At 47.3% G+C, this 22,178-nt stretch carries 17 protein-coding genes; 11 read left to right on the top strand and 6 right to left on the bottom strand.

Annotation, left to right across the window (positions count from 1 at the left end):
- Positions 1–268: 268 nt before the first annotated feature.
- From VV1_RS07915 to VV1_RS07870, 10 genes are all read left to right on the top strand, one after another.
- Positions 269–1,942 carry an ABC transporter substrate-binding protein gene (locus VV1_RS07915; protein ID WP_011079593.1) on the top strand — a complete coding sequence of 558 codons (1,674 nt, stop codon included), beginning with the start codon at positions 269–271 and terminating at the stop codon, positions 1,940–1,942.
- A gap of 168 nt (positions 1,943–2,110) precedes the next feature.
- A complete protein-coding gene (locus VV1_RS07910; RefSeq protein WP_011079592.1) occupies positions 2,111–3,097 on the top strand; it encodes an ABC transporter permease in 987 nt (328 codons plus the stop codon).
- Between the two features lie 2 nt (positions 3,098–3,099).
- On the top strand, positions 3,100–4,125 hold the full coding sequence (locus VV1_RS07905) for an ABC transporter permease (RefSeq protein ID WP_011079591.1): 1,026 nt from the start codon (positions 3,100–3,102) through the stop codon (positions 4,123–4,125).
- A 2-nt stretch (positions 4,126–4,127) separates the two neighbouring features.
- Positions 4,128–5,111, top strand: a complete 984-nt coding sequence (locus VV1_RS07900) for an ABC transporter ATP-binding protein (protein ID WP_011079590.1) — start codon at positions 4,128–4,130, stop codon at positions 5,109–5,111.
- A gap of 37 nt (positions 5,112–5,148) precedes the next feature.
- Positions 5,149–6,144, top strand: a complete 996-nt coding sequence (locus VV1_RS07895; protein WP_011079589.1) for an ABC transporter ATP-binding protein — start codon at positions 5,149–5,151, stop codon at positions 6,142–6,144.
- Between the two features lie 75 nt (positions 6,145–6,219).
- Complete coding sequence (locus VV1_RS07890) at positions 6,220–7,941, top strand: glycoside hydrolase family 9 protein (protein ID WP_011079588.1); 1,722 nt, start codon at positions 6,220–6,222, stop codon at positions 7,939–7,941.
- 1 nt (position 7,942) lies between these two features.
- Entirely contained in the window at positions 7,943–8,833 is an 891-nt protein-coding gene (locus VV1_RS07885) for a glucosamine kinase nucleotide-binding domain-containing protein (protein ID WP_011079587.1), read from the top strand.
- Between the two features lie 9 nt (positions 8,834–8,842).
- The gene (locus VV1_RS07880) at positions 8,843–10,762 is read left to right on the top strand and encodes a beta-N-acetylhexosaminidase (RefSeq protein WP_011079586.1); all 1,920 of its coding nucleotides are present in this window, start codon (positions 8,843–8,845) and stop codon (positions 10,760–10,762) included.
- A 90-nt stretch (positions 10,763–10,852) separates the two neighbouring features.
- Entirely contained in the window at positions 10,853–13,258 is a 2,406-nt protein-coding gene (locus VV1_RS07875; RefSeq protein WP_011079585.1) for a glycoside hydrolase family 94 protein, read from the top strand.
- 71 nt (positions 13,259–13,329) lie between these two features.
- Positions 13,330–14,742, top strand: coding sequence for a phosphoglucomutase/phosphomannomutase family protein (locus tag VV1_RS07870; protein WP_039554575.1), 1,413 nt, complete (start codon positions 13,330–13,332; stop codon positions 14,740–14,742).
- 64 nt (positions 14,743–14,806) lie between these two features.
- Here VV1_RS07870 and VV1_RS07865 read toward each other — a convergent pair whose 3' ends face one another.
- The 6 genes from VV1_RS07865 to VV1_RS07840 all read right to left on the bottom strand — a co-directional run bounded on the left by VV1_RS07865 (position 14,807) and on the right by VV1_RS07840 (position 20,882).
- The gene (locus VV1_RS07865; protein WP_011079583.1) at positions 14,807–15,835 is read right to left on the bottom strand and encodes an ABC transporter ATP-binding protein; all 1,029 of its coding nucleotides are present in this window, start codon (positions 15,833–15,835) and stop codon (positions 14,807–14,809) included.
- A complete protein-coding gene (locus VV1_RS07860) occupies positions 15,835–17,460 on the bottom strand; it encodes an ABC transporter permease (protein ID WP_011079582.1) in 1,626 nt (541 codons plus the stop codon). Before VV1_RS07860 ends, VV1_RS07865 begins: the two co-directional genes overlap by 1 nt.
- 99 nt (positions 17,461–17,559) lie before the next feature.
- Positions 17,560–18,573 carry a Fe(3+) ABC transporter substrate-binding protein gene (locus VV1_RS07855; RefSeq protein ID WP_011079581.1) on the bottom strand — a complete coding sequence of 338 codons (1,014 nt, stop codon included), beginning with the start codon at positions 18,571–18,573 and terminating at the stop codon, positions 17,560–17,562.
- A 153-nt stretch (positions 18,574–18,726) separates the two neighbouring features.
- Positions 18,727–19,956 (bottom strand): ammonium transporter, encoded by a 1,230-nt coding sequence (locus tag VV1_RS07850; RefSeq protein ID WP_011079580.1) that lies wholly within the window; start codon positions 19,954–19,956, stop codon positions 18,727–18,729.
- A 27-nt stretch (positions 19,957–19,983) separates the two neighbouring features.
- Positions 19,984–20,322, bottom strand: coding sequence for a P-II family nitrogen regulator (gene glnK / locus VV1_RS07845; protein ID WP_013571157.1), 339 nt, complete (start codon positions 20,320–20,322; stop codon positions 19,984–19,986).
- Between the two features lie 191 nt (positions 20,323–20,513).
- Positions 20,514–20,882, bottom strand: a complete 369-nt coding sequence (locus VV1_RS07840) for a YacL family protein (protein WP_011079578.1) — start codon at positions 20,880–20,882, stop codon at positions 20,514–20,516.
- A 70-nt stretch (positions 20,883–20,952) separates the two neighbouring features.
- Here VV1_RS07840 and VV1_RS07835 point away from each other — a divergent pair, with 70 nt between their 5' ends.
- Positions 20,953–22,149 carry a sugar diacid recognition domain-containing protein gene (locus VV1_RS07835; RefSeq protein ID WP_011079577.1) on the top strand — a complete coding sequence of 399 codons (1,197 nt, stop codon included), beginning with the start codon at positions 20,953–20,955 and terminating at the stop codon, positions 22,147–22,149.
- The last annotated feature ends 29 nt before the right edge of the window (positions 22,150–22,178 follow it).

Below are 22,178 nucleotides of genomic sequence, written 5' to 3'. Positions count from 1 at the left end.
ACAATGCGACACACATCAATGTCCATTTTTTGCTCAAAAAACCAACTCAGATAAAAAAAATGACGTTTATAACGGAGTTGTTAGGAGTTTTAACGTTTTTAACGGGAATGCTATTTGATTATTTTCTCGCTAAGGTGTTTTCTTAGCCTTGCCTAAGGCCTACAGGCCACTTTGGTAAATGATTATCAGAGGTAGGTCTTGGAGAGTGTTTATCAATTGATGACATTCCAAACATTGTGAAATGAAAGCAAAATAGTAAGGAACAGCTATGCTTGCCAATATTAAAAAGACAGCTCTAGCAACTGCAGTTATCGCCGCAGCAGCGACCAGCATTTCAGCACCAGCGGCAGCTCGTAGTGAGCTGACCATCGTACCTGATTTTTACCCTACAATGGTACGTAACTTTAACCCGTACTTGGCGACTAACCTTCGCACAACAACGGACTTCATCTATGAGCCACTAGTTGTTTTCAATGAGATGCACGGCAACACGCCAGTTATGCGTCTTGCTGAAGACTTCCGCATGTCTGATGACCTAATGAGCGTAACGTTTGACATCCGTAAAGGTGTTAAATGGTCTGACGGTCAAGCATTCAATGCTGACGACGTTGTGTTCTCTTATGCTCTACTTAAGAACAAACCAGAACTTGACCAACGTGGTATCAACAAGTGGGTAACTAGCGTAGAGAAACTGAATGACTACCAAGTTCGTTTCCGTCTAAGCGAAGCTAACTCAAACGTACCTTACGAAATTTCTCTTGTTCCTATCGTTGCTGAGCACGTATGGAAAGAAGTGAAAGATCCAACAACATTCACGAACGAAAACCCTGTAGGTACTGGTCCATTTACGGTTATCGACACCTTCACTCCTCAGCTATACATTCAGTGTCGTAACCCTAACTACTGGGATTCTGCGAACCTAGAAGTTGACTGTCTGCGTGTACCTCAGATCGCAAACAACGACCAGCTATTGGGTAAAATCGTTAACTCTGAGCTAGACTGGACCTCTTCTTTCATTCCAGATATTGACCGTACTTACGCAGCAGCGAGCCCTAACCATCAGTACTGGTACCCACCATCAGGTACTCAAGCGTTCGTTGTGAACTTCAAGAACCCAGATGCAGCGAAGAACGAAGCTCTGACTAACGTTGATTTCCGTCGTGCATTCTCAATGGCTCTTGACCGTCAAACTATCATCGACATCGCATTCTACGGTGGTGGTACAGTGAACGACTTCGCATCTGGCCTTGGCTATGCATTCGAAGCGTGGTCTGACGAAAAGACTCACAACAAGTACAAAGGCTACAACACCTACAACGTTGAAGGCGCGAAGAAGCTTCTAGCGAAAGCTGGCTTTAAAGATGTGAACAAAGACGGTTTCGTTGATACTCCATCTGGCAAACCATTTGAGCTACTCATCCAATCTCCAAACGGTTGGACTGACTTCAACAACACAGTTCAACTAGCGGTTGAGCAGCTTGCTGAAGTAGGGATTAAAGCACGTGCTCGTACTCCTGAGTTCGCAGTGTACAACCAAGCAATGCTTGATGGTACTTACGACGTGGCGTACACCAACTACTTCCACGGTGCGGATCCACACCTATACTGGAACAGTGCATACAACTCTGCACTACAGAAAGGTGAAGGCATGCCACGCTTCGCGATGCACTTCTACACCAATGACAAACTGGACAACCTACTTGACAGCTTCTACAAAACGGCTGACAAGAAAGAGCAGCTATCCATTGCTCATGGCATCCAGCAAATCATCGCAGCGGATCAAGTTACTATCCCTGTAATGTCTGGTGCTTACATGTACCAATACAACACCAAGCGCTTCACTGGTTGGTGGACAGAAGAAAATCCGAAGGGCCGTCCAAACATTTGGGCAGGCATCCCAGAGCGTCTACTACACGTACTGGACCTAAAACCAGTTAAATAAGTAGAAGTTCATCTCCCGCGGCGCGCATCCCGTGCGCCGCTATAAAATCCCTCTCAGACCTAGTTTGTTTATGGCGCCAGTCGTCAGGGGATTTTTCGCTCTGAATTTGGTCACGAGCGACCTGAAACCAGAAACAGGGAAAAAGTCTGGGTGAGTAAGGTGTGAGTTATGGGTTATTTTTTAAGACGTTTGTCGTTCTATATGGTCGCGCTGCTAGTCGCGGCAACATTAAACTTTATTATTCCTCGAGCAATGCCTGGCGATCCAGTTACCATGATGTTTGCGAATGCAACCACACAGGTAACGCCAGAACGTATTGAGGCAATGAAGAAACTGCTAGGTTTTGTCGATGGTCCCCTTTATGTTCAGTATTTCACTTACATTAAGAGCATTCTAAGCTGGGAACTTGGTACTTCTATTAAATTCTACCCACTGAGTGTTAATGACCTATTAGGCAGCGCATTTGGTTGGTCCCTTTTCCTAGCTGGTACTGCGGTTATTCTTTCATTCTCAATCGGCTCTATTCTGGGTATTTTCGCAGCATGGCGTCGTGGTAGTAAATACGATGCATTCATCACACCAGGTATGTTGATTATTCAAGCTGTACCTCAGGTGGTTATCGCAATGCTAGCCCTATTTATCTTTGCAATCGGTCTTGGTTGGTTCCCGACGGGCTATGCATACACGCCTGGTACCATTCCAGATTGGACGAGCTGGGCCTACTTCAAGGATGTTGCTTATCACGCCGTCCTACCTCTCTTCTGTGCGTCTATCGTTCAAATTGGTGGCTTCTTGGTGAACATGCGTAACAACATGATCAACCTGCTAGCAGAAGACTACATCACTATGGCGAAAGGCAAAGGCTTAAGCGAAAACCGCGTGGTGTTCAACTACGCAGCTCGTAACGCACTGCTACCAAGTGTGACTGCTCTATCCATGTCACTCGGTATGGCCATCGGTGGTCAACTGATTGTTGAAATCATCTTCAACTACCCAGGTTTGGGTAAAGTCCTGCTTGATGCGATCAATGCACGTGACTACCAAGTACTACAAGGCCAATTGTTAATCATGACTCTATTTATGCTGTCATTTAACCTGATTGCCGACATGCTGTATGTCGTACTCGATCCTCGCCTACGCAAGGGAGGCAAATAATCATGAACAACTTATTTAAGCTGATTCTAGGTAATGCGATTGCTCGCGTTGGTTTGGTCATTGTTTGTCTGTTTATCTTTATGGCGGTCGCAGCGCCGCTGATCACCAAACATGCTCCAGATAAACGTACTGGTAACCCACACGAATACCCAAGTTTCGTCGTCAAAGCCGCGCAAGCAGATCCAAATGGTTGGATTGCTACCAACCTTGCCGATGACCGTCGTACTCTTCTTCTGTCGAAGAAAGCCGATCACGTACTGGGTACTTCTCGTATGGGGCGTGACGTATGGTCACAACTAGCTTACGGTGCACGAGTGTCACTTGCGGTTGGTTTTGGTGCGGGTATCACCGTGTGTTTCCTCGCAACCGTTATTGGTATCTCAGCGGGTTACTTTGGTGGTCGTGTTGATGACATTCTCACCGCTGCGATGAACATCATGCTGGTTATTCCTCAGTATCCATTGCTGTTCGTTCTTGCCGCCTTTATCGGTGAAGCAGGGCCAATGACCATTGCCATTATCATCGGCTGTACCTCCTGGGCCTGGGGTGCGCGGGTTGTCCGCTCTCAAACCCTTGCACTACGTGAAAAAGAATTTGTTAAAGCCGCAGAAGTATTGGGCGAATCTTCATGGCGCATCATCTTTGTTGAGATTCTGCCAAACCTGATTCCAATTGTGGGTGCAAGTTTCATCGGCTCGGTAATGTACGCCATCACCATGGAATCGATCATTTCCTTCCTTGGTCTAGGCGATCCAAACACCATCAGTTGGGGCATCATGCTGTACAACGTACAGACCTCCTCTTCAATGCTGATTGGCGCATGGTGGGAACTGCTTGCTCCGTGTATCGCACTGACACTACTCGTCACTGGCCTTGCATTACTGAACTTTGCGGTCGATGAGATTGCGAACCCACAACTTCGTTCTCACAAAGGAATGAAGCGCTGGCAGAAGCTAGCGAAAGAAGACAAGAAAGAGCGTGAGCCTGAAATGGCACCGCAAAATGCACTTTGGAGCGGAGATAAATAATCATGACCGAACCACTTATTTCAATCCGCAACCTTTGCGTTGACTACATCACAGACGCGGGCGATGTCCGCGCTTGTAACAACGTTAGCTTTGATATTGCACCAGGCGAAGTATTTGGCCTAGCAGGCGAATCAGGCTGTGGCAAATCCACCGTTGCATTCTCATTGATGCGTCTACACAAGCCGCCAGCGTTTATCACTGGCGGGGAAGTCATCTTCAATGGTGAAAACATCTTGCAATACAGCGATGACCGCATGCAGGCATTCCGCTGGAGCGAAATGTCGATGGTTTTCCAAAGTGCAATGAACGCGCTGAACCCAGTACTGACGATGGAAGATCAATTCTGTGACGTCATCATGCGCCACACCAACATGACGCGTGAGCAGGCAAAACGTCGCGCAGAAGGTTTGCTGGAGATCGTGGACATTCACCCAAGCCGTTTGCATGACTACCCTCATCAGTTCTCTGGTGGTATGCGTCAGCGTTTGGTTATTGCAATCGCGTTGGCTCTCAATCCGAAAATGATCATCATGGATGAGCCAACTACAGCACTAGACGTGGTTGTACAGCGTGAGATTTTGCAAAAAATCTACGCATTGAAAGAAGAGTTCGGCTTCTCGATTCTGTTCATTACCCATGACTTGTCGTTGATGGTCGAGTTTTCAGACCGCATTGGCATCATGTATTCCGGTGAACTGATTGAAGTCGCTCCCGCTAAACAAATTTTGGAAAGTCCTTACCACCCTTACACCAAAGGGTTGGGTAGCTCTTTCCCTCCGTTAACGGGTCCAAAAACCAAGTTAACAGGTATCCCAGGTAACCCTCTTAACTTACTAGAGGTTCCTCAGGGCTGCCGTTTCCAGGCACGTTGTGATCGAGTGCATGACACCTGTACCAAAGTCGCTACTAGCTTAAGACAAATCGAGCCAGGCCGTTTCTCAAACTGCCACCTTTATGGCGAACCGATTGCTCAAAACAAGCTGTAACACAACGAAATAAGCAGTAAGAAGACTGGAGACAATTATGAGCAAAGAATATGGCGAGCTACTGATTGAAGGTAAAAATGTCGTCAAAGACTTTCCCCTCAACAGTAATGCTCTAAAACAAACCAAGATGCGTGCGATCAACGACGTGTCGTTCAAAATGTACAAAGCACGTGGTCTGTCTGTCGTGGGTGAATCTGGCTCAGGCAAATCCACGACAGCCAAAATGATTGCCAAGATGTACGCCCCAACGAATGGCGTCATTGAGTACAAAGGGCGTGATATTCAAGAGATCACATCAAAGAAAGATCTCATGACCTATCGCGAAGGGATCCAAATGGTGTGGCAAGACCCGTTTGGTTCTCTCAACCCAACACACAATATCTTCCACCATATTGCGCGCCCGCTACTGATCCACAAAAAGGTCGCACCGGGTAACAAGAAAGAGTTGGAAGAGCGCGTGTACGACCTGCTTGAACAAGTGGGCTTGATTCCACCGAAAGCCACTGCAGAAAAGTTTCCGCATCAGCTTTCTGGTGGTCAGCGTCAGCGTGTCAACTTGGCGCGTAACATTGCTGTAGGCGCAGAAGTGGTGCTTGCCGACGAACCGACCTCAATGCTGGACGTATCGATTCGCGCTGGTGTCCTTAACTTGATGGAAGAGATGAAGTTCGAAAAACAGATGTCTCTTCTTTACATCACGCACGACATCGCAACGGCTCGTTATATCGCGGAAGATCTGGCAGTAATGTATGTTGGACACATGGTGGAATGGGGGGATACCGATGAGATCATTCACGATCCTCAACACCCATACACGCAGTTGTTGGTTTCTGCGGTGCCAGATCCATCGAAATCCATTCATGAAAAGCTCAAAGGCAACAAAGGAGAAATTCCACTTTGGACTCCAGATTCCGTTGGCTGTCCTTTCGCTGGTCGCTGTGAACACGCAACAGAGAAATGTCGTGAGAAGCTGCCTGAAGTGACTCAACTGTCTGAAAACCACTTTGTTCGTTGTTACCTATTCGAAAACTAAACCTAATTGAGCCAAGGCGTTGCCTTGGCTCTCACTGTTACTACCTATTATTTTGCGACATGTCGGAGATTTGTAATGCTGCTACTCACCAATCACCTAGGCTACGAACTGAGTGGACCCAAACATGCGGTCATTCAAAGTAATAAGTCGCGTTTGTCGTCTTATGCTGCCTTATTGGTGTGCGCCAATGGCCATCAGACCGTGGCATCATTAGAAATCGAGAAAGTGGGCAAAGTCGCCAATTGGCACCAAGGTTACTTTTACACGATTGATTTTTCAGACTTCGACCAAGTCGGCGAGTTCTATATTCGTTTTGATAATCATCGTTCAGCAAACTTCACTATCGGCCAATCGCTGCTGATGCAGCAAACTTTTTCCGATGTACTGCATTACTTTAAATCACAGCGCTGTGGCGGCATTTTTGACCTGCAAGATCGCAACGCACCACTGTTAAACCGTAATAAAACCGTCGATGTACACGGCGGTTGGTACGACGCATCTGGCGACGTGAGCAAATACCTCAGCCATCTTTCGTATGCCAATTATCTCAACCCACAGCAAACGCCGATGGTGGTTTGGAACATGCTTAAAGGGCTAGAACTGCTCTCTGGTCATGAGATCCTACCCGCCTTCAGCCAAGTACGTTTGAAAGAAGAAGCGCTGCATGGCGCGGATTTCCTCGTCAGAATGCAAGACAGCCAAGGCTTCTTCTATACCACGGTGTTCGATAAGTGGAGTAAAGACATCAAACAACGCGAGATCTGCTCTTACGAAACTCAGCAAGGTCATAAATCTGATGACTATCAAGCAGGGTTTCGTCAAGGCGGCGGCGTCAGCATCGCAGCGCTAGCGGCCGCCTCTCGTCTCGATGTACACGGTGAATTTGACCAACAAAAATACCTCAATGCTGCAGAGAATGGTTACTGGCATCTCAAAGAGTACAACCCTCAATACCTCAACGATGGTCAAGAAAACATCATTGATGAGTATTGCGCTCTGCTCGCGGTTGTTGAGCTCTATCGTGCCACTCAAGAAGAGCGTTATCTCGCGGAAAGCCGAATTTGGGCATCACGCTTGTGTACTCGACAGCAAAGTGATGAGCAGTTTGCCCATTATTGGTCTGCCAATCTGGATGGTTCTCGTCCCTATTTCCACGCAGCGGAAGCAGGCCTACCTGTTATTGCCCTGTGCGAATACCTCTCGATTGAACACAACTCTGAACTAATGGAACAAGCGCGAGAAGTCGTGCACCGAGCATGTGAATTTGAGCTCAACATTACTCATAAAGTGAATAACCCATTTAGCTACCCAAGACAATATGTCAAAGGCGTAAACGAAAATAAGCGTGATGCGTTTTTTGTCGCGCAAAACAATGAGTCTGGGTACTGGTGGCAAGGTGAGAATGCGCGTTTAGGCTCCATCGCCTCAATGGCTTACTTGGTGCAACCTCATCTGCAAGATGCTCGCCTCAGTCATGAGATGGCCGTATTGGCTCAGCGCTCACTCGATTGGGTATTGGGTCTCAACCCTTACGATATGTGTATGCTGGATGGGCATGGTCGTAACAATCCTGACTATTTGCCTCAATTCGGTTTCTTCAACGCCAAAGGGGGCGTCTGTAACGGCATCACTTCAGGCTTTGATGATGAAAACGACATTGCCTTTAATCCTGAAAAACAAAAAGACGACTTATTACAAAACTGGCGCTGGGGAGAGCAATGGATCCCTCATGGGGCTTGGTATCTTCTCGCGATCATGAGCCAGACACACTACAACTCAGCCACGCTAGGAAAATAACATGACGCATTTATACGTAGGAATCGATGGGGGCGGCACTTCTTGCCGAGCACGCATCAAAGATGCTCAAGGGCACTTTATTGGTGAAGCCAAAAGCGGCAGTGCCAACATTATGCTGGGCGCCTCTGTGGCAATGGAATCGATTCTTTCGGCCATTCAAGACGCGGCCACACAAGGCGGTTTATCCACACAAGATTTTTCTCGCATGCATGTAGGATTGGCTTTAGCCGGAGCAGAACATAAAGCCTCTTGGCAAAGCTTTATGCAACAAACACATCCGTTTGCCAGCATGACACTCAATACCGACGCTTACGGCGCCTGTATTGGTGCACATAATGGTCAAGATGGCGCCATCATGATTGCCGGTACGGGTTCATGTGGCATCTATCTGCAAGGCACCACTCAACACGTGGTTGGCGGCCGTGAGTTTCCTATTTCGGATCAAGGGGGCGGCGCTGTCATGGGCCTTCGTCTTATTCAACAAGTACTCCTAGCTCAAGATGGGATCCGCGAAAACACACCGTTATGTGAGCATGTTATGGCGCATTTCCATCATGACGTGGATGCCATTGTTGAGTGGTCAAAAACCGCTTTACCTCGTGATTATGGCCAATTTTCTCCTGCGATCTTCCAGCATGCCGAACAAGGCGACACACTGGCGATCGAGATGCTAAAACAAACAGCGCAAGACATTGAAATGTTCCTGATTGCCTTAAATAAACGCGGGGCAACACGCATCTGTCTAATGGGCAGCATTGCCGAGCGTATTGTTAAGTGGCTCTCTCCACCAGTACAACAGTGGATCGTTGAAGCTCAGTATGACGCCATAGAGGGTGCACTCATGTTTGCAGGTAAAAGCGAACATAACCTCTATGCCGTGGCAACAAATTAGGAATCGTTTATGGAATATCGTATCGACCTGGTTGTCCTTTCAGAACAAAAGCAAAACTGCCGTTTTGGTATGACGCTGCATAACCTCAGTGATCAAGACTTACCCAACTGGTCTTTAACCTTTGCCTTTACTCGTTTTATTCAGCCAGGCAGCATTTCGCATGGCACCTTAACGCAAATTGGGAGTTTCTGTCAGTTAAAACCAGATAGCTTGGTACTACCGGCCAATCATCACTTCTATTGTGAGTTCACCGTACTGACCAATCCATTCCGTTTTTATTCCGATGGATTGAATGAAGCTTTTGTCGAGTATCACCATGAAGGTGAGCAGGTGCGCTCTAACGTCGATGTCACCCCGATCGTTCTTGCTTCACCCTACCGTGAACGCGAAACCATCGCTCCTACGTTAGCCAGCGCCTATTCACTATTACCTAAAGCAAATGCGTTGCATGTTGATGCTGGGCATTTTTCTCTCACACCATCGTCAGCCATCACCTGCCAATCCGCATTGGCGGACTCCGCGGTGACTTGGCTCATGGACGAAATGGCGCGTTTGCATCAGTTTAAACTTGCCACCAGCGAAGCGGGAGAAATCGTTTACCGTAGCAACCCAACACTGGATGAAGGGGCTTATCAACTCAAAATTAGCCAAGAGCAAGTGCGCGTTGAAGCGGGCTCTAGCTCTGGCTTTGTCCACGCTACCGCAAGCCTATTACAACTGCTTGATTACAACTCGCTCACACAAGAGGCCCAGTTGGCTTGCTGTTCAATTTCTGACAGCCCACGTTTTCGCTATCGCGGCATGATGTTGGATTGCTCTCGCCACTTCCACTCGGTTGAGCAAGTCAAGCGTCTAATTAATCTCCTCGCCCACTATAAGTTCAATACCTTTCATTGGCATTTAACGGACGATGAAGGCTGGCGCGTTGAAATCAAAGCATTCCCAGCATTAACAGAGACAGGGGCTTGGCGTGGTGTCGATGAAGCGATTGAGCCCCAATATACCCATATTTCGCAGCGTTATGGCGGGTTCTATAGCCAAGAAGAGATCAAAGAAGTGGTCGCCTACGCCGCGCAGCGCAGCATCATGGTCATTCCTGAAATTGACGTTCCTGGTCACTGTCGCGCAGCGATTAAATCGCTGCCAGAAATGCTGGTAGAAGCAGAAGACGACACCGTCTATCGCAGTATTCAAAATTACTCCGATAACGTTCTTAATCCCGGCTTAAGCACCACCTATCAATTTTTAGATGGTGTGCTGGAAGAAATCGCCCAACTGTTCCCGGCACCCTACGTTCATATTGGTGCCGACGAAGTACCTCACGGGGTTTGGTCAAACAGCCCAAGCTGTCAAGCCTTGATGAAGCAACATGGCTATCAGGATTACAAGGAGCTGCAAGGTCACTTACTGCGTCACGCCGAGCAAAAGCTGCGCAGTCTTGGCAAGCGAATGTTGGGATGGGAAGAAGCACAACACGGTGACAAAGTGAGTAAGGACACCGTGATTTACTCGTGGTTAAGTGAAGAAGCGGCGGTGAACTGCGCCCGTCAAGGCTTTGATGTGGTACTTCAACCCGCTCAAACCACTTATCTCGATATGACACAAGATTACGCACCGGAAGAGCCGGGGGTAGATTGGGCCAATCCACTGCCACTCGAAAAAGCCTACAACTACGAGCCGCTTGCCAATATTCCGGCTGACGACCCAATTCATAAGCGAATTTGGGGAATCCAAACGGCTCTTTGGTGCGAAATCATCAATAACCCTGAGCGAATGGACTATATGGTCTTCCCACGCATTATTGCACTCGCCGAAGCGTGTTGGACACAGAAAGAACATCGTGATTGGAACGACTTTTTATCAAGGCTGAAAGGTCACTTGCCGCTACTGGACAAACAGGGCATCAAGTATCGCCAGCCATGGAAATGAACAACCGAATGAAAGCCTCGCTTTCCTAAGTTTTCACTAGCTTTAGTTTTTGACTGCCTTACCAAGCAGTTTGTTGAAAAGGAAATGACAATGAAATACGGCTATTTCGATAATGACAATCGTGAATACGTCATCACTCGCCCGGATGTACCGGCACCATGGACCAACTACTTAGGTACCGAAAAATTCTGTACCGTTATTTCACACAACGCAGGGGGATACTCTTTCTATCACTCTCCTGAGTACAACCGTGTGACCAAGTTCCGTCCAAACTTTACTCAAGATCGTCCGGGGCACTATGTCTACCTACGCGATGATGCAACGGGTGATTACTGGTCAATTTCATGGCAGCCTGTGGCTAAAAGCCTAGAGCAGGCGAAATACGAAGTTCGTCACGGCCTGTCTTATTCCAAGTTTAAGTGTGAATACAATGGCATTGTTGCCAACAAAACCCTGTTTGTACCAAAAGGTGAAGACGCGGAAGTTTGGGACGTTGAAATCGAGAACACCTCTGACGAAGTGCGCACCATCAGTGCATTCAACTACGTCGAGTTTTCTTTCAGCCACATTAAATCGGACAACCAAAACCATCAGATGTCCTTGTACTCTGCAGGTACCGAGTACAAAGATGGCGTGATTGAGTACGATCTATACTACAACACCGACGACTTCTTAGGTTTCTACTACCTGACAGCCACGTTTGATGCTGACAGCTACGACGGCCAACGCGATGTCTTCCTCGGTATGTACCGCGACGAAGCAAACCCAATCGCTGTGGCACAAGGTAAGTGTTCTAACACTGCACAAACCTGTTACAACCACTGTGGCGCGTTGCACAAACAATTCGTTCTACAACCTGGCGAAAAAGTACGCTTTGCAGTGATCTTAGGTGTAGGTAAAGGTAATGGCGCAAAACTGCGCGAGAAATACCAAGATCTCACTAAAGTCGATCAAGCCTTTGCTGGTATCAAAGCGCACTGGGACGAGCGCTGTGAGAAGTTCCAAGTGAAATCACCAAACGCAGGTTTGGATACCATGATCAACGCATGGACTCTATACCAAGCAGAAACGTGTGTGGTGTGGTCTCGCTTTGCCTCTTTCATTGAAGTGGGTGGCCGCACAGGCTTGGGTTACCGCGATACCGCGCAAGACGCAATTTCGGTTCCTCACACCAACCCAGCAATGACGCGCAAACGCTTGGTTGATCTGCTTCGCGGCCAAGTGAAAGCGGGATACGGTTTACACCTATTTGATCCAGATTGGTTCGATCCAGAAAAAGCGGATGTTAAACCATCAAAATCACCAACCGTTGTCCCAACACCATCTGACGATGACAAGATCCACGGTATCAAAGACACCTGTTCCGACGATCACCTATGGATCGTGCCAACCATCTTGAACTATGTGAAAGAGACGGGCGATATCGGCTTTATTGATGAAGTGATTCCTTATGCAGACGGCGGCAACGCGACTGTGTATGAACACATGATGGCGGCACTGGATTTCTCCGCAGAATACGTCGGTCAAACGGGTATCTGTAAAGGTCTACGCGCAGACTGGAACGACTGTCTAAACCTAGGTGGTGGTGAGTCTTCCATGGTGTCATTCCTGCATTTCTGGGCACTGGAAGCCTTCCTAGAGCTTTCTCGCTTCCGTAATGACGAAGCGGCGACAGACAAATACCAAGCGATGGCAAGCGGCGTTCGTGAAGCGTGTGAAACTCATTTGTGGGATGAGAAAGGCGAATGGTACATCCGTGGTTTGACCAAAGATGGCGACAAGATCGGTACCTTCGACCAAGTGGAAGGCAAAGTGCACCTTGAGTCAAACTCGCTGGCAGTACTGTCTGGCGCAGTCAGCCACGAGCGCGGCATCAAGGCGATGGACGCGGTATACGAGTACCTGTTCTCGAAATACGGCCTACACCTAAACGCACCATCGTTCGCGACACCAAACGATGATATTGGTTTCGTCACTCGCGTTTACCAAGGCGTGAAAGAAAACGGCGCTATCTTCTCGCATCCAAACCCATGGGCTTGGGTTGCAGAAGCGAAACTGGGCCGTGGTGATCGCGCAATGGAGCTTTACGACTCACTCAACCCATACAACCAAAACGACATCATTGAAACGCGCATGGCAGAACCGTACTCCTACGTTCAGTTCATCATGGGCCGTGACCACCAAGACCATGGTCGTGCAAACCACCCTTGGTTAACGGGAACCTCAGGTTGGGCTTACTACGCCACCACCAACTTCATTCTCGGTGTGCGTACTGGTTTTGATTCACTTGAGATCGACCCATGTATTCCAACAGCGTGGCCTGGTTTTGAAGTGACTCGTCAATGGCGTGGCGCGACTTACCAAATCAAAGTCGAAAACCCACAAGGTGTTTCTAAGGGCGTTAAATCCATCACATTAAATGGTCAAGCGATCGAAGGTGCCGTTCCTGCGCAGGCAGAAGGCACCGTGAATGAGGTTGTGGTCGTTTTGGGTTAATCCCATCACGTTATCGCTAGCAAATAGTTTGGGAAATGGCCTACGGGCCATTTCCTAAGGGAGATCGAATTATGATCAAATTTGGAACCGGTGGCTGGCGCGCTTTTATTGGCGAAGAGTTCACCAAAGATAACGTTCGCTTGGTCGCACAAGCCGTAGCTAACATCATCAATAACGAACAGGTCGCTGAGCGCGGTTTTGTGATTGGCTATGACCGTCGTTTTCTATCGGATAAAGCCGGCGCTTGGTTTGCCGAAGTCCTTGCCGCTAATGGTATTGTGGTGAGCTTCATCAATAAATTTGTCCCAACGCCAATTGTGATGTTCAAGGCCAAAGAAATGGGCTGTGCTTACTCTGCCTGTATTACCGCTTCTCACAACCCTGCCGACTACAATGGCGTGAAAGTGTTCATTGAAGGTGGCCGTGATGCGGACGAAGTGATCACGCAGAAAATCGAAGCGCAAATTGCTCATCTGACCTTGGATCAAGTGCAAAGTGTCGATTTCGAACAAGCGGTAGAAGACAAACAAATTGTCATCATCAACCCGATGAACGAGTTTGTCGATTCCATCATCAATTTCATCGACATTGAAGCGATCAAAAAAGCCAATCTACGCGTGCTGATCGATCCTATGTTTGGCGTGGCGAAAAACGCGCTGCAAACGGTATTGATCAATGGGCGCTGTGATGTCGACGTGATCAACGATGGCAAGAACCCTGACTTTGGCGGCTTAATGCCATCCCCAAGCGCAGCGACCCTTTATCGTCTGAAGCACCTTGTGGCGGCACAAGGCTACGACATCGGCATTGGTACCGATGGCGATGCAGACCGTTTGGGCATTATCGATGAAAAAGGCAACTTCATTCATCCGAACGAAGTGTTGATCCTATTGTATTACTACCTACTCAAATACAAAGGCTGGACAGGTTCTGTGGTTCGCAACATCGCCACCACGCACCTGTTGGATAAAATCGCTGCCGATCATGGTGAGAAGTGTTTTGAAGTGCCTGTAGGCTTTAAACACATCAGTTCACAGATGGAAGCGGACGACTCTTTGATCGGTGGTGAGAGTTCGGGCGGCTTAACCATTCGTGGTCATATCAAAGGCAAAGATGGCGTGTTTGCATCGAGCCTATTAGTTGAAATGATTTCCGTGACGGGCAAAAAGCTTTCTGAGCTATTAGAAGAGATCTACAGCAAGTACGGCTATGCCTACATGGCTGAGGGCGACTGCAAGTTCAAACCAGCGGCAAAACAATCGCTGTATGACAAGATTTATATCGAAAAACAATTGCCTGAATTTGGCTTTGAGATCGAAAAAGTCAGTTATGACGATGGAGCGAAAGTGTACTTCAAAAACGGAGGCTGGGTGATAGCTCGCTTCTCCGGTACTGAACCTTTGCTGCGAATTTTTGCTGAGATGCAGGATAAAGAGACTGCCGAACTGGTCGTTCATCAGTTTAAAGAGTTTCTGGCTCTTTAAACGCAACCTCACGGTTGTTCACATGACGTACCATTTGCCCGACCCTAGGTCGGGCTTTTTTCGTTTAAAACGCCAAGATGCCTTGGGTATCAACTTTCACCGAGACCATTTGTCCGATATTGAGCGCTTCCGCCGAACTGGCTAACAATTTATTGCCATTGGCTTCGATCACATAGCGGCAGTGATCACCCATAAATTGCTGCTCCATAATACGGATACTGCTTTCCTCTGAGGCACTGATTTGAATATGCTGAGGACGCAACAACAACTCACACGGATCATTAATCAAAATCGATTGCTGCGCAGTAGCTTCAACGACACCCAAATGGGTTTCAAACTCGGATTCCGATAAACGCTTCGCTGGGAGGTAACTGCCGCCGCCAAGGAAATCCGCGACAAACTTGCTCGACGGTTTGTAATATAACTCAGACGCCGTGCCATATTGTTCAATCACACCGTGATTCATTACCGCCATTTTATCGGCAAAAGCGAACGCTTCTTCACGGCTGTGCGTAACGAAAATTGCTGTTACGCCTTGCTGCTTAAAGATTTTACGAATCTCAGCAATCAGTTCATGGCGTACTTGTGTGTCGATGTTCGAGAACGGTTCATCGAGCAGAAGCAAATCTGGCTTGTACGCCAACGAACGCGCAATCGCCACTCGTTGCTGTTGGCCACCCGAGAGCTGATGCGGGTAACGATCGGCAAAAGGAGACAAATGCACCAACTCTAGCATTTCTTTGACTTTGCTTTGGCGAGCTTCACTGCTCCAACCGCGCAAACCAAACGCCACATTCTCTGCCACAGTCAGGTGAGGAAACAGCGCATAATCTTGGAAAATCATGCCGATATTACGCTGCTCAGGTGGCACCCAATGCTCACCATTATCGATCATCATGCAGTTTAAACTCATCTCTCCCGAAGAGAGAGGCAGCAGCCCTGCGATGGCTTTCAATAAAGTGGTTTTTCCGCAACCACTGGCCCCAAGTAAACAAACAATCTGCCCTTGTTCCACTTCCAGAGAGAGTGACTCAAGCACCGTTTGAGCATCGTATTGACAAGTCAGGTTTTTAATCGATAGTGCGCAACTCATTAGTGACTCTGCTCCAGTGAACGGTTAACGATAACAAGGGGGATCAATCCAACCAACACCAACAACACCGCCGGCAATGCAGCCAGTTCCAAACGCTCGTCGGAGGCGTAGTTGTATACATAGGTGGCCAAGGTTTCAAAGTTGAATGGGCGCAGTAGCAGCGCAGCGTTCAACTCTTTCATCGACTCAATAAACACCAACAATCCAGCAATCAGCATGCCGCGTTTGATCAGCGGGAAGTGCACACGCCACAACATGGCATTGGCATGGCAGCCCATAGTACGTGATGCCATATCAAGCGAAGGGGAGATTTTGTTCAAGCTGCTTTCAATGCTGCCAATCGCCACCGCAGAAAAACGCACGACCATAGCAAAAATGATCGCAAAAATGGTACCTGAGAAAATCAGACCTGGTCTGCCCCATCCCATGTATTTCGCAACATCATTGACCAAGTGATCCATAGACAATACTGGCACCATGATGCCAATCGCCAATACGGTGCCTGGCACCGCATACCCCAATGACGATAAACGAATGCACGCCAAGCTGGTTTTCTGATTGTGTAAACGATGATTGAAATTGACGATCAATGCGACAATCACCGCAACGATGGCCGCTGCAATCGAGACTTTAAGGCTATTCATGGCAAAGCGACGAAATTCATTGGTCCAACTTTGTTCAAAATAGGTAATCGAGTAGTCCACCAACTGCAACAACGGGAAAATAAAGGCAATGGCGACCAAACCCCAACACCAAATCAGTGCTGCCCACATTTTCCAGCCTTTGAGTTCATAGCGGAAATCTTCGTGGCTATTGAACTGCGCTTGGAAGAGCTTTTGCTTACGTCGGCTATAACGCTCCGCACTGAGTAATAAGATGACAATCAGTAGCATTAAGGCTGAAATTTTTGCCGCCGCGTTTAAGTTGGAGTAACCAAGCCAAGTGTCATACACCGCAGTGGTGAGCGTGTTGACGGCAAAATAGCTCACAGTGCCGAAGTCACCAATGGTCTCCATCGCCACCAGCGACAAACCCACCGCAATCGAAGGACGAGCAAGTGGCATAGAAATACGCCAAAAGCTCTCCCATGCACTGCACTTCAAGAGTCGCGCACTTTGCAGTAAAGAGACGTTTTGCTCCATAAAAGCAGCGCGGCAGAGTAAATAAACATATGGATAGAGCACGAGCGACAGCACGAAGGTAGCCCCTGCTACCGTTCGAATATCAGGAAACCAATAGTCTCCTGGGCCCCACCCAGTGAGATCTCGCAGTAAAATCTGTACAGGACCAGCAAAATCAAACCAATCGGTAAAAATATAACCTATGATGTACCCCGGCATAGCCAATGGCAGTACTAAGGCCCATTGCAACCATTTTTCAGTGGGAAGTTTGCACATGGCCATGAACCACGCACTAGGAATACCCAAAATGAGAGAGACAACTAACACGCCCGTCGTCAAAAGAATGGTATTCAATATGTAAGATGGCATCACCGTCGACATCAAATGAGCAAACAGCTCATCACTGTATCCGACAGCGGTATAGAAGATCGCCAAAATCGGCAAAACCAGCAGTAAAGCCAATGCCCCACTACTGGTTTTCCATGTGTATTTTTTTTCTTTCATCGCCTAATAACTGCACGGGCGTATGAAACACAGATGCGTTTGCAAATACATCTCATATCACTTTAATAAATAGGGGTATAGTTATACCCCTAGTTTCATTTAAAGGTCAAATTTCACTTCATCAATCAGTTTGATTGCTGCTGCGTGATGTGATGCGATGTCATCTAGAGAAATGGTGTCTGCTTTGAAATCGCCCCAAGAAGCCACAAGTTCAGAACGCTCCACACCCGCTTTCACTGGGTATTCGTAGTTCACTTCCGCATACATGTGCTGTGCTTTGTCGCCTGTTAGGAATTCCATTAGCTTCTGCGCATTGGCTTTATTTGGTGCGTATTTCGCCATCGCCATACCAGAAATATTCACGTGCGTACCCGTGGTTTGCTGGTTAGGGAAGTTAATGTAAACCGCATCCGCCCACACTTTCTGCTCTTTATCGTTAACCATTGCACCTAGGTAGTAGCTGTTACCTAGAGAAACATCACAAAGGCCTTCTTTAATTGCCTTCACTTGACCACGGTCGTTACCTTGAGGTTTGCGAGCTAGGTTTGCTTTTACGCCTTCCAACCATTTCTTGGTTTCAGCTTCGCCGTGGTGTGCAATCATCGCAGAGACCAGCGAAATATTGTAAGGGTGCTTACCGCTACGAGTACAGATTTTGCCTTTGAATTCTGGCTTAGCAAGATCTTCATAAGTGAAAGCATCGCCTAACTTACCAACGCGATCACGAGAAGAATAAACGCTACGAGTACGAGTCGTTAGTGCAAACCACTCGTTTTCTTTGTCTTGGTATTGAGCAGGAACATTGGCTTCAATGATTTCGCTGTTGACTGGCTGAACAAGACCTTTGTCTGTTAGCTCTGCAAGACGGCTGATATCTACGGTTAGAATTACGTCAGCAGGGCTGTATTCGCCTTCTTGCGCGAGTTTTTCTGCAATACCAGTTTTTGCAAACATCACGTTTACTTTGATGCCGGTTTCCTTTGTGAACTCATTGAACATTGGCTCAACAAGGAAAGGTTGACGGTAAGAGTAAACATTGACCTCTTCAGCAGCCATTGCTGTAGGAGCAAGCGTCGCACATGCAAGCGCAGAAAGAGTAAGCAGCTTTTTCATTGATTCAATCCTTTAGATTCGTAATGATAACGTTTATCAGTAGCGTTATTATATTCATCATAGTTTAGAAAACAATGACGGAAAACAAAAAAACCTGCTGGTATGAGCAGGTTTTTGATATTTTTATTTGTAAACAAGTATGTCTTAATTAACTTATTTTACCGTAACGAATTCTGGGTACGCACCAACACCACAGTCGTGCATGTCCATTCCTTCCATCTCTTCATCTTCCGATACTCGGATGCCGATGGTGGCTTTGAGTACTGCCCAAACCGCAAGGCTTGCACCAAATACCCAAGCAAAAATCACTGCTGCGCCAAATAGTTGCGAAAGAAAACTCGCATCACCGTTGCTGATTGGTACGACCATGAGACCAAAGAAGCCACACACACCGTGAACCGAGATCGCACCCACTGGATCATCAATTTTTAGCTTATCGAGACCAACGATACTGAACACAACCAAGGCACCCGCTACCGCACCAATCGCCACCGCATACAAAGGTGATGGTGAAAGAGGGTCCGCAGTAATCGCAACTAAACCAGCAAGCGCACCATTGAGAATCATGGTTAAATCGGCTTTGCCCCAAGTTGTTTTACACACCAATAGCGCGGTAATGGCCCCCGCTGCAGCTGCGGCGTTGGTGTTTAGGAAAATTTGCCCAACCGCCGTCGCGTTTTCAAAGTCAGACACCATTAACTGTGAGCCACCATTAAAACCAAACCAGCCAAACCAAAGAATAAAGGTACCTAACGTTGCCAATGGCATGTTTGAACCTGGGATGGGATATACTTCACCATTTTTGCCATATTTACCTTTGCGCGCCCCCAGTAGCAGTACACCTGCTAAAGCCGCCGCTGCACCTGCCATGTGCACAATGCCTGAACCTGCAAAGTCACTAAAACCCGCCGCTGACAAGAAGCCGCCACCCCAAGTCCAATAACCTTCTACCGGATAGATAAAGGCAGTCAAAATGGCAGAGAACAGTAGGAAAGACCAAAGCTTCATACGCTCCGCTACCGCACCAGATACCACTGACATAGCCGTTGCCACAAACACCACTTGGAAGAAGAAATCAGACTCAAGTGAGTGATCGGCTCCTTCTGCTTGGCTACCAATTAATGCGCCAATCGAAGGCAACCAGCCGCCTTCACTGTTATCCACGTACATAATGTTGTAGCCCACGACTAAATACGTGGTGCACGCAATCGCGTATAGGCAGAAGTTTTTAGTTAAGATTTCCGTGGTGTTCTTTGAACGAACCAACCCCGCTTCCAGCATGGCGAAACCCGCTGCCATCCACATCACCAGCGCCCCAGAAATAAGGAAGAAAAAGGTATCGAGCGCGTAGCGTAGTTCCGAGACTGTTGTTGTTAATTCCATAATGTATCTCTCCAATCCTTTGAATCGTTAAAGTGCTTCAACGTCAGTTTCACCAGTACGAATACGTACGGCATGGCTCAAGTCGTAAACAAAGATTTTGCCGTCACCGATTTTTCCGGTGTGCGCTGCTTTGGTGATCGCTTCAATCACACGGTCAACATTCTCAGCCTGCGTTGCGATCTCCAGTTTGACTTTAGGTAGAAAGTCCACTTGATATTCCGCACCACGGTAAAGTTCAGTGTGACCTTTTTGACGACCAAAGCCTTTGACCTCGGAAACGGTCATGCCTTCAATACCGACATCCGCCAGCGCTTCTCGAACATCATCGAGCTTAAAAGGTTTGATAATGGCGTTAATTAGTTTCATTGCATCCTCTCTGAAAGCGTTCATCCTGTAACGCTTTAGATAATCCAAGCAACGTGCCAACTTTTTATCCTATTGTTTTTAAATGAAATTAATTTTAAAAGTTACAAAAATAAAAATGGAGCGCACCATAATGGTGCGCTCCATTCACAAATATAAAGCAAGTGTTCAATAAATGTGCAACAAGCTATCCGTCAACGACGAACGAACAACTGCCACTGCTGAATTAGCTGTTCAAAGTCTTCTAAACCACAACATGCGACACTCTCACAGTCGTACAGTTCGAACTCGCTCTCTGCCTCAAGCTCGTAACTGTGCAGCAGTGCATTGTCTTGCACGGTGACTTCGTCGCCACAAATCATCAAGCTGATTTCGGTGCCATTTAAGCAAAGCTCTTCTGTCGGGTTACTTCTTGCGGCGACAATTAAAGCCAGCACTTGGGCGATTTTAGTGCTCTCTTTGCCGATTTCTTCTTGAACCCAACGGCCAACAATTTCATGGTCCATTGAGCAATGGCAGTAATAGTGACCATCTAGGATGTTTTTCTTAAATTCGTAATCCATGTTTTTCTCTATTGATAACGAGATCAGGTACTATTATCGACAAATTCTCACTTGGACTCCACTCTCAAGCATGAAACTGAACGAAACTATTGCACGGCAAATTGTCGAACGCACCATGAAGATCATCCCCTATTCGGTCAATGTGATGGACGATCAAGGGAGAATTATTGGTTCGGGGGATCCATCGCGACTGCAACAAAAACATGAAGGTGCCGTGCTCGCAATTACGGAGTGTCGAGTGGTTGAGATCGATAAAGCCACCGCCAGCCATTTAAAAGGGGTTAAGCCTGGGATCAACTTACCAATCCTTTTTCTAGAACAAGTCATTGGCGTCATTGGCGTATCCGGCGCACCAGACGAAGTGAAGCATTATGGCGAACTGGTTAAGATGACCGCAGAGCTCATCGTTGAGCAAGCAGCCCTCATGTCTCAAGTGCAATGGAATAAGCGACACAGGGAAGAGTTGGTTCTGCAGCTTATCTCTGGCGCGACGCTGAATGACAACCAGTTGAACTCCATTGCAGAGCGACTTGGCTTAAATTTGAGTGAGCCGAGAATAGCTGCTGTGGTCAAGGTTTTTCCTGATAAACAAACCTCACTCTCGTTGGAGCATTTACAACAGATCGTTCACCTACTTGAGTATCCTGAACGTGACAATCTCGTTGGTATTTTATCTGTCTCTAATAACGAGGTGGTGGTGTTAAAACCGATAAGCCTAACCGACAACGGTTGGTCCAAAGAGGTGGAAACCAAGCGCATCAACCAGTTGCTAAAGCGGGTAAGTAAAGAAGGGAACTTCTCAATTAAAATTGCGCTCGGAGACTACTTTGAAGGATTGGCAGGATTAGCCCAATCTTTTGAAACCGCCAAACTCACCATGCAATTGATGGCTGAGCAATCTGGCACGGTTTTCTTCTACCAAGATCATAAGCTACCTGTGTTGATGAGCGATCTCCTTTCACAACCCTGGAAAGCCGAACAATTGCAGGCTCCATTACTGAAACTGCAAAAAAAAGACAGCAAAGGCGTGCTACTCAAAACCCTCACCGCGTATTTTGCTCAGAACTGTGATGCATGTCGAACTTGCCAAGCGCTTCATATCCATCGTAATACCCTCCGCTATCGAATTGAAAAGATTGAAGATATAACATCATTAAATTTCAATAACTTAAATAACACCTTCCAACTCTATATCGCGCTAGAGTTGTTCTCCTCAAAACAAAGAAATTGTGCAGATGCACAAAAAACAAAGCAGTCAGCTGGGTGAAATTTGTTGTAACGACTAAAGACCCGATC

Source organism: Vibrio vulnificus CMCP6 (assembly GCF_000039765.1).
Classification (GTDB): Bacteria; Pseudomonadota; Gammaproteobacteria; order Enterobacterales; family Vibrionaceae; genus Vibrio; species Vibrio vulnificus_B.
The sequence above is the reverse complement of the archived record's forward strand: the minus strand, read 5'-3'. Positions and strand labels throughout refer to the sequence as shown.

Coding starts and splice junctions, on each gene's coding strand:
- VV1_RS07915 (WP_011079593.1), top strand. CDS start 269: ATGCTTGCCAATATTAAAAAGACAGCTCTAGCAACTGCAGTTATCGCC.
- VV1_RS07910 (WP_011079592.1), top strand. CDS start 2,111: ATGGGTTATTTTTTAAGACGTTTGTCGTTCTATATGGTCGCGCTGCTA.
- VV1_RS07905 (WP_011079591.1), top strand. CDS start 3,100: ATGAACAACTTATTTAAGCTGATTCTAGGTAATGCGATTGCTCGCGTT.
- VV1_RS07900 (WP_011079590.1), top strand. CDS start 4,128: ATGACCGAACCACTTATTTCAATCCGCAACCTTTGCGTTGACTACATC.
- VV1_RS07895 (WP_011079589.1), top strand. CDS start 5,149: ATGAGCAAAGAATATGGCGAGCTACTGATTGAAGGTAAAAATGTCGTC.
- VV1_RS07890 (WP_011079588.1), top strand. CDS start 6,220: ATGCTGCTACTCACCAATCACCTAGGCTACGAACTGAGTGGACCCAAA.
- VV1_RS07885 (WP_011079587.1), top strand. CDS start 7,943: ATGACGCATTTATACGTAGGAATCGATGGGGGCGGCACTTCTTGCCGA.
- VV1_RS07880 (WP_011079586.1), top strand. CDS start 8,843: ATGGAATATCGTATCGACCTGGTTGTCCTTTCAGAACAAAAGCAAAAC.
- VV1_RS07875 (WP_011079585.1), top strand. CDS start 10,853: ATGAAATACGGCTATTTCGATAATGACAATCGTGAATACGTCATCACT.
- VV1_RS07870 (WP_039554575.1), top strand. CDS start 13,330: ATGATCAAATTTGGAACCGGTGGCTGGCGCGCTTTTATTGGCGAAGAG.
- VV1_RS07865 (WP_011079583.1), bottom strand. CDS start 15,835: ATGAGTTGCGCACTATCGATTAAAAACCTGACTTGTCAATACGATGCT.
- VV1_RS07860 (WP_011079582.1), bottom strand. CDS start 17,460: ATGAAAGAAAAAAAATACACATGGAAAACCAGTAGTGGGGCATTGGCT.
- VV1_RS07855 (WP_011079581.1), bottom strand. CDS start 18,573: ATGAAAAAGCTGCTTACTCTTTCTGCGCTTGCATGTGCGACGCTTGCT.
- VV1_RS07850 (WP_011079580.1), bottom strand. CDS start 19,956: ATGGAATTAACAACAACAGTCTCGGAACTACGCTACGCGCTCGATACC.
- glnK (WP_013571157.1), bottom strand. CDS start 20,322: ATGAAACTAATTAACGCCATTATCAAACCTTTTAAGCTCGATGATGTT.
- VV1_RS07840 (WP_011079578.1), bottom strand. CDS start 20,882: ATGGATTACGAATTTAAGAAAAACATCCTAGATGGTCACTATTACTGC.
- VV1_RS07835 (WP_011079577.1), top strand. CDS start 20,953: ATGAAACTGAACGAAACTATTGCACGGCAAATTGTCGAACGCACCATG.